This is a genomic window from Acinetobacter sp. ANC 4218 (assembly GCF_002135245.1).
Classification (GTDB): Bacteria; Pseudomonadota; Gammaproteobacteria; order Pseudomonadales; family Moraxellaceae; genus Acinetobacter.
Genome location: NZ_NEGD01000008.1, coordinates 61,072 through 76,128, shown reverse-complemented (window position 1 = coordinate 76,128; position 15,057 = coordinate 61,072). Strand labels below are relative to the sequence as shown.

Below are 15,057 nucleotides of genomic sequence, written 5' to 3'. Positions count from 1 at the left end.
CAATATGAGTGATCTGATTAAAGACTTAAGCGAACTGCGCTTGAGTTACCAAAAAGGGGAATTGCATGAAACTCAGGTGGTTGAAAACCCGCATGAGCAATTCTTGAACTGGTTTAACCATGCCTTAGAAGCAAAACTGCATGAACCCTATGCGATGTCGCTAGCAACTGCGAGTGCACAAGGTCGTCCGCATGTACGTACCCTATTATTACGTGGTGCGACTGAAGCAGGTTATGATTTTTATACCAATTACGACAGTCAAAAAGGCCTGGATTTGGCAGAAAATCCCTATGCCGAATTGCTGTTCTATTGGCCTGAGCAAGAACGCCAAATTCGTGTCGGTGGCCGCGTTGAAAAAATCTCTTTAGAGGAATCAACGGATTATTATCATAAACGCCCGCGAGACAGCCAGATTGCAGCGCATATCAGTACCCCACAAAGTGGTGTGATTGCCAGTCGTGAGGAACTGCAGACTCGTTTTCAGATTTTGCAAGATCAGGTGGCAGAAAAAGCAGAATTGGTAAAACCTGAATTCTGGGGCGGCTATCGCCTGCAACCGGATTATTATGAATTTTGGCAAGGTCGTCCTAACCGTTTACATGACCGCTTGTGTTATGAAAGAATCGACGGTAAGTGGAACTTACAACGACTCATGCCTTAATGCCAAAAACACTGATTCAGCAAAGACCATTTATTACACGCCCTGAAAACTTTCAGGGCGTGTCGCCGTTTATTGCGCAAATTTTAGCGCGCCGCGGTGTGCAGTCAGAACAAGAACTTGAACTGAAATTGAAGCATCTTTTAGCTCCAACCATGAAAGGTTTGGATGCTGCCATTCAGCTGATTGACTTAGCCATTGATCAGCAAAAGAAAATCGTGATTGTGGGAGATTATGATGCCGATGGTGCCACCAGCACGGCATTGATGATTTTAGCGCTGCGGGATATGGGAGCGAATGTCGCGTATCTGGTACCGGATCGTTTTAAATATGGTTACGGTTTAACACCAGCCATTGCCGATTTAGCGTTTACCACTTTCAAGCCAGATCTGCTGATTACTGTAGATAATGGTATTTCCAGCCATGCCGGGGTGGAACAGGCACAAGCACATGGCATGCAGGTGATTATTACTGATCATCACCTCACCACTAAAGAAACGCCTAAAGCGGAAGCTGTGGTCAATCCGAACCAGTTGGGCTGTGAATTTCCAAGCAAGGCCCTAGCCGGGGTGGGGGTCGCATTTTATCTGCTTGCCAATTTGTCCAGTTATCGCAGTCAATTAGGCAAGTCCACTGCTAAAGTTACCCAATATCTCGATCTGGTGGCTTTAGGCACCTATGCCGATGTGGCCAGCCTGGACTATAACAACCGGATTTTGGTCGATGCTGGAGTAAAGCGCATACGGCAAAATCAGTGCCGTGCAGGGATTAGTGCATTACTGGATATTGCCGGACGTGATCCAGCCTCCGTAAAAGCTCAAGATTTGGGTTTTGTTCTGGGACCGCGGATTAATGCAGCTGGACGCATGGAAACCATGGACATAGGGATTGAATGTCTGCTGGCTGCCGATCTGCAAACCGCTTATCCCTTGGCACAACAATTAAATCAATTGAATACTGAGCGCCGTCAGGTCGAGAGCCAGATGAAGCAAGAGGCTTTGTCTGAGCTTACCCAGCTGGAGCTCGATCAAGAGCATTTACCAGCTGCGCTCATTCTGTTTGAACCGCATTGGCATCAGGGCGTGATTGGGATTGTGGCCGGTCGCTTAAAAGAACAGTTTCATCGCCCCAGTATTGTTTTTGCCTCCGATGAAGATGGTATACATATTAAAGGCTCTGCCCGTTCTATAGATGGCGTACATATACGCGATGCGATTGAAATGATTGCCGAGCAGCATCCCCATTTGGTCAGTCATTTTGGCGGACATGCCGCCGCTGCCGGTTTGACCATTCAGAAACAGCATTTTGATGAATTTAAGCAGGTCTTTGAGGCTTTAATCTCAACGATGGATGAGTCACTGTTTCAGGCCACTTTATGGACTGATGGTGAATTACCGACAGAAAATTTTCACATTCAAACAGTCGATTTTCTGCAAAATTTAACCCCTTGGGGGCAAAAGTTCCCATCACCGATTTTTGAAGGGATATTTAAGGTTCTGGATTATCGCTGGCTGAAAGAAATGCATTTAAAGCTGCGTCTGGCTTTGCAAGATGGTCAAATTGTGGAAGCCATCGCCTTTAATGCACGTAACAAGTTTGAATTTGATGCCATGCAGGGCAGTGTACGACTGGTCTATGAAATTGATAAAAATGAATTTAATGGAAATGTCAGTTTACAGCTGCGCGTGATTCATCTGGAACAATAAAAAAACCGCTCAATTGAGCGGTTTTTGTTTTTAATCTTAAAGCTTAGAAGCGGAAAGTACCGTTGATTCCAAAAGAGTCCGCACCATCAGTTGTCGTGTAATTCATACCTGCAGCAATGGCTGGAGTAAAGAATTTCTGACCACGAATACTGAAAATGGTATCTGAATCTTCAATCGTTGAGTCAGCGAAGGAAATACCAACACTAAGTGTAGGATCGAGGTAAAGGTCTGCACCTAGACGATATGCAGTTTCATCTCCAAAATATGTTGCTCCCTCAAAATTGGTAAAATGATTGCCAATTTGAGTGACGTATTTTGCGCGCAAAGTCACAGCAGTCTCATCTGCTACAGAGGCTATATTGGTAAAAGTGTCTATGAAACCATTTTTTGAAACATATACCGGATCAATGTTTTCTTTAGAAATACCTGCAGCTAACAGTAAGCCGTTAACTGGTAGGTAACCTGCTTCAATTGCATAACCTGTATTGTCATCAGATGCTTTACCAAATTCACTTTCAACAGTCACTTCAGCACGATTGATGCTACCAGCAACATAAAATTGAGAGTTAGGGATAAAGAATTCACCATTAATACCTACAGTATCAATTTCTAAGTCTGCAAAATCATCATCAGTACGGGCATTGGCATAGCCAAGACCAATATTGCTTGCTTTGCTTAAAAAAGCTGCTTCTGCAAGTGGACCATTTTTAGCATTTACACCATTTAGATAATATTTGCCACTGATCGCAAATGTATCGAGATCTCCGCTGTCATCGATATCGGTATTTTCATAGCTCCCATTAATTTCAGCTTGATAAGCATGTGCAGTTCCTAGGCTAGCCAAAAGTGCTGTAGCAAGAGCAAGTTTTTTAAGCATTTAGATTTCTCTCTTTGTTATAAAAATATGACTGTTTCATGAACAGTTGTAACAAAGTGTACAGTTTATATTTGCCCCGTCAATGTGCAAAAACGATCTAAATGCTTTATTACAGAGCAAAAAAATGGCCCATCCGAAGATGGGCCACTTGATGAAAAGGGATTATATGTGCTTAGAAGCGGTATTTAGCAGCTACACCAAATGAGTTGTAGTCGTTATTACCCACTTCACCGAAACCAACTCGACCTTCAAGGCTGACTTGTTGGTTAAAGAATTTACGCGCATTAATGCCAAATTCATTTTGATCAGTTAAGTCGTTGTTGTAATAGTCAGCACCAACACTTAATGATTTATCAATGAAGTAATCGGCAGCAAGATTGAACTCGTCTAGATCACCAAATGATGCGCCTGCTTCAAGGTTGATATCTTTACCATTACTCAGCTGGGTCACGTATTTGGCACGAAGTGTAGGGTCTACACCATCATCATTGTCGTTGTCATATCCTTTTACACCAGCGGCAATTAATAGGCCTGGTGCTGGAAGATAACCGACTTCAGCAGAATAATAAGTGGTATCAAAGTCATATTTTTGACCCAATACATCACGATATTCAGTGTTGTTACGGCTTACATCACCACCCAGATAGAAATCTGAGTTTGGAACATAAACTTCAGCACCCACACCATAAGTGTTGTCATCTACATCGCCACGATCGGCAAATGTGGCGTGTGCATTGACGTTGCTGGCACGGTCAAGGAATGCCGCCTCTGCAAGTGGCGCATTACGAGTTTGAACGGGGTTAAAGTAATAAGTACCATCTACACCGAAGGCACTACCTGAACTGCCGTTGTCTGGATCAATATAAGCTGCTGCTGCACCGACTTCGGCCTGGTAGGCATTGGCTGTACCTGTGACTGCTAGAGCAGAAAGAAGTGCTGAAGCAATGGCTAATTTTTTCATGGATACTACCCCTCAAATTTCGGTTAAAAATAATACATTTTTTGTTACAACTTTTAGTCTAGAGCAAAACAAAACTAGGTCAATCCACCCAAGGTTACAGAAATGTTTCTAAGGTAATATTGTGTAATTTATTTTTAACAACTATTTGAAAAATATAAAAATATTAAAATGTTTTGTTTTATTAAAATTGTGGAGGTTTTATGAATTTAGACGTTTTTTACATAAAAAACCGAGTATTTTGTAACATAAAAATGATTTGAATCTTAAAAATGCTCTCCTGATTAAGTGTTTTTTATAAGCTGTTTTTATGCAGTATTTGCTCAATTGTTATTGAATTAAAGCCCTCTAAAACTGCATCGATGCTCTGTGTTATAATTGATGGCTATTTAAGCCTAATATTCTGATTGAGAGTAATTCACGTGGAAATTAATCCTTATCTAAACCAATTAAAAGACTTAAACGACCGTGGTCTGACATTACGGGGGTATCTTTGACTACGATCTGAAAAAAGAGCGTTTAGAAGAGGTTCTGCGTGAACTGGAAGATCCGGCGATCTGGAATGACCAAAGCCGAGCCCAAGCTATGGCCAAAGAAAAAGGCGAGCTTGAGAATGTACTGAATGTACTGGATGGTTTAGCTACTCAGCTTGAAGATGCCCAAGCCATGCTGGATCTTGCGGTTGAAGCCGATGAAGAAGCCATGCTTGAGGATGTTCAGGCTGAACTTGATGTTGCAGAAGCGGAACTGGCAAAACTTGAATTCCGCCGTATGTTCAGTAATCCGATGGATCCGAATCCATGTTACGTGGAGATTCAGGCTGGTTCTGGCGGTACGGAAGCACAGGACTGGGCTTCAATGCTGCTTCGTATGTACTTGCGCTGGATTGAACGTCATGGCTTTAAAGCTGAAGTGATGGAAGAATCTGACGGTGATGTTGCCGGAATTAAATCGGCGACCATTCGTGTAGAAGGCGAGTATGCCTATGGCTGGTTGCGTACTGAATCCGGTGTACACCGTTTAGTGCGTAAATCGCCATTTGACTCAGGTAACCGTCGTCATACTTCATTCTCTGCCGTGTTTGTATCGCCAGAAGTGGATGACAACATTGAAATTGATATTAACCCGGCAGATGTACGTACCGATACTTATCGTGCATCCGGTGCCGGTGGTCAGCACATTAACAAAACTGACTCTGCGGTACGTTTAACCCATGCACCAACCGGTATTGTAGTGGCCTGTCAGAACCAGCGTTCACAACATGCCAACCGTGACCATGCCTGGAAACAGTTACGTGCCAAACTCTATGAATTAGAGATGAGCAAACGTAATGAAGCGGCGCAGGCGCTGGAAGATACCAAATCTGATATCGGCTGGGGCAGCCAGATTCGTTCATATGTACTGGATGACTCGCGTATTAAAGACTTGCGTACCAGTGTAGAAACCTCGAATACTGGTGCAGTACTGGATGGTGATCTGGATAAATTTATTGAAGCCAGCCTGAAACAGGGTCTATAAGTTTATTTCGTGGAAAAGCAGAGGCGGGTCCTCTGCTTTTTTAGCTTTAACATTTGTCGATCAGCAGGATGAATGCCCCTGACCAGACAATGCTAGAATGATCTGGATTTGGATAAAATGACAGCAATTTACAAAATGACTCATAATATCGATAATTTTCGATATTAATATCGCATAAATTCGATATAATGATTTTTGCGAAAGTGCTGATCATGAACATGAGTGAAATGAGATGGACACAGAAGCGATTTATAAAGCCTTAGCCAACCCGATTCGACGCCAGATTCTGCAATGTTTAAAAGAACCTGAACGTTTCATTGCCACTGAAGAATGTGGCAGTGATTTCAGTCGTGGCGTATGTGCAGGGCAGATGGAAAAAATCGCGGATATTTCCCAATCGACCATGTCCAATCACTTATCGGTGTTGCAACAGGCAGGACTGATTCAGGTGACCAAATATGGCCAATGGTCTTATTTCTCTCGTAATGAAGCACTGATTCAGGAATTTTTACAACATTTACAGCATGCGCTTTAGACTTTAATCAGTCCAGGCCAGCTGTAAGAGGATGGCTTGATGACAGATTTTTCTACCCCAATTCAATTTGGTGAACTCAAACTTAAAAACCGTGTGGTGATGGCACCACTGACACGTAGCCGTGCTACCGCAGACCGTGTTCCAACGGCCATGATGGCGGAATACTATGCACAGCGTGCTAGTGCAGGTTTAATCATCTCCGAAGCGACAGTGATTTCAGAAGAAGCCAACGGTTATGAAAAAACCCCGGGTCTGTTTACCGATGAGCAGGTAGAGGGCTGGAAACTGGTTACCAATGCGGTGCATGGTAAAGGCGGTTTGATCGTAGCGCAGTTGTGGCATGTGGGACGTGTCTCCCATCCTGATCTGTTAAAAGGTGAAACACCAGTTTCAGCCAGTAATGTGAAGCAAGCTGGCTATGTCAGCCTGCTGCGTCCAAAACGTGAATATGTGGTGCCACGTGCCCTGGAAATCTCGGAAATCCATGCCATTACTGAACAATACAAACAAGCTGCAATTAAAGCCAAAGCGGCCGGTTTTGACGGGGTAGAACTGCATGCCGCTAACGGTTATTTAATTGACCAGTTCCTGCAAAGCAAAACCAATCTGCGTGAAGATGAATATGGCGGTTCTGCTGAAAACCGTGCCCGCTTCTTATTAGAAGTGGTGGATGCACTGATTGAAGTGTGGGGCGCAGGTCGTGTCGGTGTACATCTGGCACCGCGTGGCGATGAGCACGATATGGGTGATGCCAATCCTAAAGAAACCTTTGGTTATGTCATGCAAGAATTGGGTAAACGTCAAATTGCCTTTTTCTTTACCCGTGAATATCTGGCCGAAGACAGCATCAGTCTGGAAATGAAGGCGCGTTCCAACGGTGTACCGTATATTGCCAATATGCGTTTAAGCCGTGAAGATGCGCTTGAGCTGCTGGCATCGGGTAAAGCGGAAGCAGTGTCTTTCGGTAAGGCTTATATTGCCAATCCAGACCTGTTTGAGCGTTTGGTGGAAGATGAACCACTAAATGAATTGAAACTGGAAAACATGATTGGAACCGATGTGGCAGAAGGCTATATTGACTATCCATTCCTGAATAAACAGCTTGCTGAAAGTTAAGCAGCTACTTCCATAAAACAGAATAAATGATGTCACAGAGCAGAATTCATTAACATGTGAAGGCTGCTCTGTTATATTTTGCCGATTGAACATGATTTGAGGCAACTTGTTTGGCTACTCCTTTTTGGTACAATGCGGCACTTACTCTAATTAAGCCATTGTATAAATGGCAGATAAAAAAACGTGCGCTGACTACGGAGCAATTGCAACAAGAATGTCTTGAGCGCTTTGGTCCATTTCAACCGCCGAAAAACCTGTATGCCCTCTGGTTTCATGTGGTATCGGTTGGAGAAACCAACGCAGCCCAGCCTTTAATTGAACATTATCTCAAACTCGGCCATCCGGTACTGGTCACTAATACCACCAAGACGGGTCAGGCTCGGGCCAAGTCACTATTTCTAAAAGCACCTTATGAACATTTGTTTCAGGCCGTGTATTTACCTGCCGATCAGAAAAAATTAGTCCAGACATTTTATCAAAAATATCAGCCGAAGCTCTTGGTTTTGATGGAAACTGAAATCTGGCCGAATTTAATCGATCAGGCACAGCAATTTAAGGTGCCATGTTTACTGATTAATGCCCGACTTTCGGAAAAATCGGCCAAAGGCTACAGTAAGGTTCAAGGGCTGACCCAAGGCATGCTGAATGGGCTGAATCGCTTGCTGGCTCAAGACCAGGCGACTTTAGACCGTTACCGTAATTTAGGTATGGCAGTAAATAAAAGTCAGGTACTCGGCAGCATTAAATTTGATATTCATGCGCCGGACAGTTTTATTCAACAGGCGCAGCAATTGCAGCAGGACTGGAATTTATCAGCACGGAAAATAATCACCCTCGCCAGTACCCATGCGCCTGAAGAACAAAAACTGTTAACGGTTTTCAAGCCTTATTTAACACCACATCCAGAACTGCTGGTCATTGTGGTGCCACGTCATCCGGAACGCTTTGATGAAGTGTTTCAGCTTGCGCAAAACCTGAATCTAAAAACCAGTCGTCGCAGTGCAGGGGAAGCTATTCAGTTAGATACCCAAGTCTATTTAGCCGATTCGATGGGGGAAATGTGGCTGTGGTATGCACTTAGCCAAGCCTGCTTTGTTGGCGGTTCGTTGAATGAACCGGGTGGCGGACATAATATTCTGGAGCCGATTGCCTTAAATGTGCCGACGGTTTTGGGTAAAAATTATTTTAACTTCCAGACCATTATCGATGAATTTGTTGCTGTAGACGGTGTGAAAATCGTGGAAGATGCAGAGCAGGCCGCGCAGGTTTTAATTGAATTGTTAAATGATCGCGTGACTACACACCAGCTGAACCAGCATGCACAGAAAATTATGTTGCAGAACAAGGGTTCTTTAGCCAAACATATTGCGGTGATTGATCAGTATCTTTAAATAGCCCTATGTTGTTATCGTTACGCTGAAACTTATTTCGCGGAGGCGGCAGGGATGCCGCCGTTAGGCTATGGTAAAGGGACTTACCATTAGCCTAACAAAGAGTTTTGCCTACTTTTGCTCTATCAAAAGTAGGAATATGCCTACGCAAAGTAAAATAAAGTCATGAGATGATACGTGGCTGTGCACGCGTCTTGCTTTTAATAGTTGAAATTTATAGCTTATGAATATTGTCCTCCTTGACCCACGCCAAACTGAATCTGAATACTGGTCTATTACCAGCAAACGTCAGTTAGAGCATCTACAGCAACATCTAGAGATTACAGTCGGTGATACGCTCAAAGTGGGTATTCGTGAGGGGAAACGCTATCTCACCGAAATTGTAGAAGTGACCGAACACGCTATAAAATTAAAACCGCTCAAAGAAGAAGTTGTTCCAGCCAAGTTGCCAGTAACTTTAATTGTCGCCATGCCACGTCCGAAAGTGCTGCGCCGCCTGATTATGGATAGCGTGACTCTGGGGGTGGAAAAAATGATTTTGCTGCATAGCTATCGGGTGGATAAAAGCTATTGGCAAACCCCATTTCTACAGCAGCTGGATCATTATGTCACACTGGGTCTGGAACAGGCAGGGGATACGGTTGCACCGCAAATTGAAATTCATAAACGCTTTAAACCTTTTGTTGAAGATGTGTTGCCCGGTTTAATTACGGCAGAATGTCCTGCTTATGTGGCCCATCCTTATGTAGAGCAATCCATGCCTTTTGCGATTGATCATCCCTGCACCATTGTGATTGGCCCAGAGGGCGGTTTTATCCCTTATGAAATTGATTTACTCATAAAAAACGGCTGCCAGGCAGTCAGCCTGGGCAACCGTATTATTCGGACCGAAACGGTAATTCCTTACGTATTGGGCCGCTTATTTAGCACGTGCTGATTCAGCGAGTTCTGTCGTGTCATTGCCACGATAGATTTTGATTTCCTGTACCGGATAAGGAATCGAAATTTCATGTTCAGCAAAGGCTTTAATCACGCGTTCCTGAACTTCGCTGATTGAACCTGCAGTGGTGGTTTCTGTAGTATCGACCCACCAACGTACATTCAGGTTAATCGAGAAGTCTGCAAGTGCATTGACGTTTACTGCAAATCCGGGCTGGCTCAAAATGGTCGGGTCTTTATCTAAAATGCTTAAAATAATGCTCTTGGCTTTTTGTACATCATCTTCATAACCAATCCCCACCACAAATTCACAACGACGGCGTTGATAGGCCGTGTTTACAATCACGGCACTGGTATATACCGTCGCATTGGGAATCACGATGCGGCGACCATCGGGAGAACGTAAGTAGGTTGCACGAATCTGGATATCCTCAACCGTTCCTTCCATACCCGAAACAATAATGTCATCGCCAATTTTGAACGGTTCACCCAGCAGGATTAAGATGCCAGAGAGCAGGTTCTGGAAAATGTCCTTGAACGCAAAACCGATGGCAACCGAACCAATTCCCAGAGCACTCATCAGCTGACCCGGGGTAAAACCCGGAATGGCAATGACCATGGCAATTAAAAAGCCAATAAAAATGATGGCTGAGCTGCCGACACGGTTCAGCACCAGTACCAGGTTTTGTTTGGTATAACTGCGGTCAGTGAGTGCTTTACGGACAAAGAGCTTAAACAGTTTTGACAGCAACCAGAAAATGCTAAAGACCACCAACGCGATACATAAATAAGGCAGGCGTTCCCAAAAGGCATCAACAAATTTGTCGATGGTGGAATAGGCATCATTGTATTTTGCCGTATGTTCAATGACAGTTTGCGCTGTCTTTTCTGTTGCTTCTTGCAAAAGTTGAGAGGTGTCCTGAGTTACCTCATTCAAGGCGTTTTGTTTTTCAGCCACAAGTTTTCCGGATGATGATCATTGCCGGACATTTTGCCTGAAACTGAACAAAAATTTAACCGACAATATTTAGCATTCATTGACGTTTTGTCAAAAATTGTCAGCCAACTTTAGAAATATTGTGTGCCTTTTTGGATGACTTGAGGGGGAACTTCCAGCTCACCTGTACCAAACTGATAAGATATTATGCTGCCTGAAGCCAGAAAGCTCAGAACTGAAATGATGATCATCAACCAAGCCAATATTTTTTCCCAGACCAGTGTTTCACGCGGCAGTCCATATTTATTGCTGCCTTTAGTCCCTGAACCCAAAAGCAAATACAGCCCCATAAAAATATTCACCAGTGGCAGCAGAAACAGCAGGGTCAGCCAGCCACTACGGTTCAGATCATGCAAACGGCGTATGCTAATCACGATCAGAAAATAGATATACAGCACCAGAATGGCTACGAAACCGAGTCCGGCGATTCCTGTAAGGGTATTGACGAACTGATTGTCCATCGACAGGGTATGAAAGTTAAAGATACCCATCGTCAGGCTAAGAGCAATGGTGGCAAAGAAAGCAATCAGATGCACAAACCCATACCAGCCAATTGAACTCAGACGACCAAAGCGACCTTCTGGAGAGAGTGGATTATCTGACCTGGCCGGTTGGGCGCGTGAAAAAAAGGAGGAGTCGTCGTGCGGGTTCATACGCGTTTTCCAAATAAAATTCAGAGAAGAAAAATATTGTATTTTGTAAAGTTAACAGTACGTTCTATGCTTAAATTATAAGATTAAAAGAACAGGTCAGATACTCATAAAACCATATTTTTTTGTTGAATATGATGAGAGGTCTGTGTTTTAAGTTGTATAAATAAACTACGACCAAAGCATGATTGAAGCGGTTGAAAAATAATCGCCATACTGTAAATACGCAGTCAATAAATAAAGCAATAACGCGGCATAACATCTCGTGATGAGATGAATAAGATCAAGGAAGTAAGCAATGAATGAAATCTATCCTGTACCAGAAGAATTTAAAAAAACCGCTCGCACCAATGAGTCTGAATATTTCGAGCGTTATCAAAAATCCATCGAGCAGCCTGATGAATATTGGGCTGAACAGGCCAGCAAGCTGGACTGGATTAAACCTTTTACCCAAGTCAAAAATACCAGTTTTGACAAAGACAATTTCAAGATTGAATGGTTCGCTGATGGCCAGCTGAACCTCAGTGCCAACTGTCTGGACCGTCATCTCAAGGAACACCCTTATAAACCGGCCATTATCTGGGAGGGTGATCACCCGTCCCGTCACAAGATTATTTCCTTTAACGAACTTTATGATGAGACCTGCCGTTTTGCCAATGTCCTGAAAAAGAACGGGATTAAAAAAGGCGACCGGGTGGTGCTGTATATGCCGATGGTTTCGGAAGCCGCAATTGCGATGCTGGCCTGCGCCCGGATTGGTGCGGTACATTGTGTGGTATTTGGCGGCTTTTCTCCCGATTCACTGGCCAGCCGGATTGAAGACAGCCAGGCCAAAATGGTGATTACCGCCGATTCCGGAATGCGCGGCGGCAAGCCGATTCTACTTAAAGCCAATGTTGATGAAGCCTTGAAAATTGCCGGGACTGAATCGGTTGAACATGTGATTGTGGTACACCGTACTGGCAACCCGATTGAAATGCAGCCAGGACGTGATTTGTGGTATCACATGGAAATCATGTCGGTGAATGAAATCTGCCCACCTGAACCGATGAATGCCGAAGATCCGCTATTCATTCTGTATACCTCGGGTTCGACTGGCAAGCCTAAAGGAGTGTTGCATACGACCGGTGGCTACCTGACTTATGTGAATTCCACTTTCCGCGAAGTGTTCGATATCAAGCAGGATGATGTGTTCTGGTGTACTGCGGATGTGGGCTGGATTACCGGGCATTCCTATGTGATCTATGGTCCACTTTCCAATGGCACCACCACGGTGATGTTTGAAGGTGTACCACAATATCCAACCTGGGCGCGTACCGGTCATATTGTCGATAAGCACAATGTTTCCATCCTCTATACCGCACCCACGGCGATTCGTGCCATGATGCGCGAAGGCGATGCCTTTGTTCGGGAAAGTGACCGCAGCAGCTTGCGCCTGATCGGTTCGGTGGGTGAGCCGATTAACCCGGAAGCCTGGAACTGGTATTACACCGTGGTCGGTGAAAGCCGCTGTCCAATTGTCGATACCTGGTGGCAAACCGAGACTGGCGGAATCCTGATTTCACCTTTGCCGGGTGCAACCGATTTAAAACCGGGTTCTGCAACCCGACCATTGTTCGGCATACAACCCGCCATCGTCGATGCTGAAGGCAAGGAACTTGAAGGTGAAGCCGAAGGCAACCTGATCATCAAGGATTCCTGGCCGGGTCAGATGCGTACCATCTGGGGTGATCCTGAACGTTTTATCGAAGCCTATTTCTCGACTTATCTGGGGACGTATTTCACTGGAGACGGTGCCCGCCGTGACAAGGATGGCTATTACTGGATTACCGGACGCGTCGATGATGTGCTGAATGTTTCTGGCCACCGTTTGGGTACGGCAGAAGTGGAAAGTGCCTTGGTGGCGCATGAGCATGTGGCTGAAGCGGCAGTGGTCGGTATGCCGCATGATATTAAAGGTCAGGGTATTTGTGCATTCGTCACCTTACAGGCAAATTTTGAGGAATCTGAAGAGCTGCGTCATGAACTGATCAACTGGGTGCGTAAGGTTTTGGGACCCGTAGCTACACCGGATGCCTTGTATTGGGCACCGGCTTTACCGAAAACCCGTTCCGGTAAAATCATGCGCCGTATATTAAGAAAAATTGCCGCCAATGAACTGGACACTTTAGGAGATACTTCAACCCTGGCCGACCCACAGGTGGTGAACAATCTGATAGCAACGGTCTATCCTGACAAATAAGTCATTTATAAAAATACCGCCTTATTTTCAGGCGGTATTTTTATTTTATGCATAAGCACAGCAGGCATTCAGATAAAGCAGCAAAACATCATCTGCTAAGCTAAAAATATAGCAATAATCAGATCATATTATGAATGCTTCATCCCCGCTTTTAACGTCAAATCCCTTACACATCGCTCAACAACTTGCGGAACAGTTTTCAACCACTGCTGCTGAACGTGATAAACAGGGTGGCAACCCAAAACAGGAGCGTGATTTAATCCGTCAAAGTGGTTTACTGGGACTTGCCATTCCAACCCAATATGGTGGACAGGGTGCGGGCTGGAAAACGGTATTTCAGACTATTCAGGTCATTGCCCAGGTCGACAGTTCACTGGCACATGTTTATGGTTTTCATCATTTACTGATTGCGACGGTGCAACTGTTTTCACAGCCTGAACAGTATGGCAAATGGTTTGAGCAAACCGCACAAGAAAACCTGTTTTGGGGCAATACTTTAAATCCCTTAGACCGACGAACCATTGCAACCCAAGTGTCTGAAAATGAATATCTATTTCATGGCGACAAAAGCTTCTGTTCAGGTTCGATCGATTCTGACATCTTGCTCTGCTCAGCTTATAATGATGAAGGTAAATTGCTGATCGGTGTGATTCCGACAGCCCGAGAAGGGGTGAGCTTCTTAGGTGACTGGAACAATATGGGACAACGCCAGACTGACAGCGGTACCAGTCATTTTGAGCAGGTTAAAATTAAAAAAGATGAGTTATTGCTCAATCCGGGACCCCTGAGTACGCCGTATTCGAGTTTACGTCCGTTGATTGCGCAACTGATTTTTGTGCATCTGTTTTTAGGCGTAGCAGAAGGGGCTTTTGCAACTGCCAGACAAACCGTACAGAGCCAAAAAGCCTAGTCAAAATCTTTGGTGGAACATGCCATCAATGATCCATTTACGCAAAAACACTTTGCCGAATTTTATGTACAGCTTGAAGGCGTGCGTTTACTGGCAGCTAAAGCAGTTCAGAGCTTACAGACGGCATGGGATCTAGGTAATGATCTCACTGCTGAACAGCGCGGTGAAGTGTCCATTGCAATTGCGACTGCCAAAATTGCTGCGACTAATACCTCACTGTATATCACACAAAATATTTTTCAGGTGATGGGTGCGCGTGCCACCACAGCCCAATTAAATCTGGACCGTTTCTGGCGCAATGTCCGTACCCAAACTTTGCATGATCCGGTGGATTATAAATATCAGGAAGTGGGGGAATGGGTGCTGACGGCTAAAGTACCTGATCCGAGTTTTTATTCATAATGAAATAAGAAAATGCCATTTTATGAAATGGAGCCTTTTTACTTCTAGATTTAAAAATGAATTAAGAGCGTGGAACGTGAAAAATCACTTAAAAAAGCCTAATTTGTGAAAATTAGGCTTTTAATTATACATAAGTAATTGATTTATATTAACTAAAT

General features: G+C 44.3%; 12 protein-coding genes and 1 pseudogene. 9 read left to right on the top strand and 4 right to left on the bottom strand.

The window, feature by feature from the left end:
- Nucleotides 1-4: 4 nt before the first annotated feature.
- The gene (gene pdxH / locus B9T38_RS09285; protein WP_086196527.1) at nt 5-661 is read left to right on the top strand and encodes a pyridoxamine 5'-phosphate oxidase; all 657 of its coding nucleotides are present in this window, start codon (nt 5-7) and stop codon (nt 659-661) included.
- The gene (gene recJ, locus B9T38_RS09280) at nt 661-2,364 is read left to right on the top strand and encodes a single-stranded-DNA-specific exonuclease RecJ (protein ID WP_086196526.1); all 1,704 of its coding nucleotides are present in this window, start codon (nt 661-663) and stop codon (nt 2,362-2,364) included. The genes pdxH and recJ overlap by 1 nt, the downstream gene beginning before the upstream one ends.
- 43 nt (nt 2,365-2,407) lie before the next feature.
- Here the strand turns inward: recJ and B9T38_RS09275 are convergent, their stop codons facing one another.
- Entirely contained in the window at nt 2,408-3,241 is an 834-nt protein-coding gene (locus B9T38_RS09275) for a putative porin (protein WP_086196525.1), read from the bottom strand.
- Nucleotides 3,242-3,413: 172 nt separating this feature from the next.
- The gene (locus tag B9T38_RS09270) at nt 3,414-4,202 is read right to left on the bottom strand and encodes a putative porin (protein ID WP_086196524.1); all 789 of its coding nucleotides are present in this window, start codon (nt 4,200-4,202) and stop codon (nt 3,414-3,416) included.
- Between the two features lie 419 nt (nt 4,203-4,621).
- On the opposite strand from B9T38_RS09270, the gene prfB reads away from it, so the two are divergent.
- From prfB to B9T38_RS09245, 5 genes are all read left to right on the top strand, one after another.
- Nucleotides 4,622-5,717 (top strand): peptide chain release factor 2 gene (prfB, locus tag B9T38_RS09265; RefSeq protein ID WP_143222687.1). Its coding sequence is split into 2 segments (ribosomal slippage): nt 4,622-4,693 and nt 4,695-5,717, totalling 1,095 coding nucleotides; the frame shifts between segments, so codons are not numbered across the junction.
- A 232-nt stretch (nt 5,718-5,949) separates the two neighbouring features.
- Nucleotides 5,950-6,252, top strand: coding sequence for an ArsR/SmtB family transcription factor (locus tag B9T38_RS09260; protein ID WP_086196522.1), 303 nt, complete (start codon nt 5,950-5,952; stop codon nt 6,250-6,252).
- Between the two features lie 39 nt (nt 6,253-6,291).
- Complete coding sequence (locus tag B9T38_RS09255) at nt 6,292-7,368, top strand: alkene reductase (protein ID WP_086196521.1); 1,077 nt, start codon at nt 6,292-6,294, stop codon at nt 7,366-7,368.
- Nucleotides 7,369-7,478: 110 nt separating this feature from the next.
- Nucleotides 7,479-8,759, top strand: a complete 1,281-nt coding sequence (locus B9T38_RS09250; protein ID WP_086196520.1) for a 3-deoxy-D-manno-octulosonic acid transferase — start codon at nt 7,479-7,481, stop codon at nt 8,757-8,759.
- Nucleotides 8,760-8,982: 223 nt separating this feature from the next.
- Nucleotides 8,983-9,696 (top strand): 16S rRNA (uracil(1498)-N(3))-methyltransferase, encoded by a 714-nt coding sequence (locus B9T38_RS09245; protein WP_086196519.1) that lies wholly within the window; start codon nt 8,983-8,985, stop codon nt 9,694-9,696.
- On the opposite strand, the gene B9T38_RS09240 is transcribed toward B9T38_RS09245, so the two are convergent.
- Both B9T38_RS09240 and B9T38_RS09235 read right to left on the bottom strand, forming a co-directional pair.
- Nucleotides 9,679-10,656 (bottom strand): mechanosensitive ion channel family protein, encoded by a 978-nt coding sequence (locus B9T38_RS09240; RefSeq protein ID WP_086196518.1) that lies wholly within the window; start codon nt 10,654-10,656, stop codon nt 9,679-9,681. The genes B9T38_RS09245 and B9T38_RS09240 overlap by 18 nt on opposite strands.
- Before the next feature lie 110 nt (nt 10,657-10,766).
- Complete coding sequence (locus tag B9T38_RS09235) at nt 10,767-11,348, bottom strand: DUF805 domain-containing protein (protein ID WP_086196517.1); 582 nt, start codon at nt 11,346-11,348, stop codon at nt 10,767-10,769.
- Nucleotides 11,349-11,643: 295 nt separating this feature from the next.
- Between B9T38_RS09235 and acs the strand changes: the two genes are divergently transcribed.
- Together acs and B9T38_RS09225 are read left to right on the top strand one after the other, a co-directional pair.
- A complete protein-coding gene (gene acs / locus B9T38_RS09230; RefSeq protein ID WP_086196516.1) occupies nt 11,644-13,587 on the top strand; it encodes an acetate--CoA ligase in 1,944 nt (647 codons plus the stop codon).
- Between the two features lie 130 nt (nt 13,588-13,717).
- Nucleotides 13,718-14,899: pseudogene (locus B9T38_RS09225) on the top strand (acyl-CoA dehydrogenase family protein).
- Nucleotides 14,900-15,057: the final 158 nt, after the last annotated feature.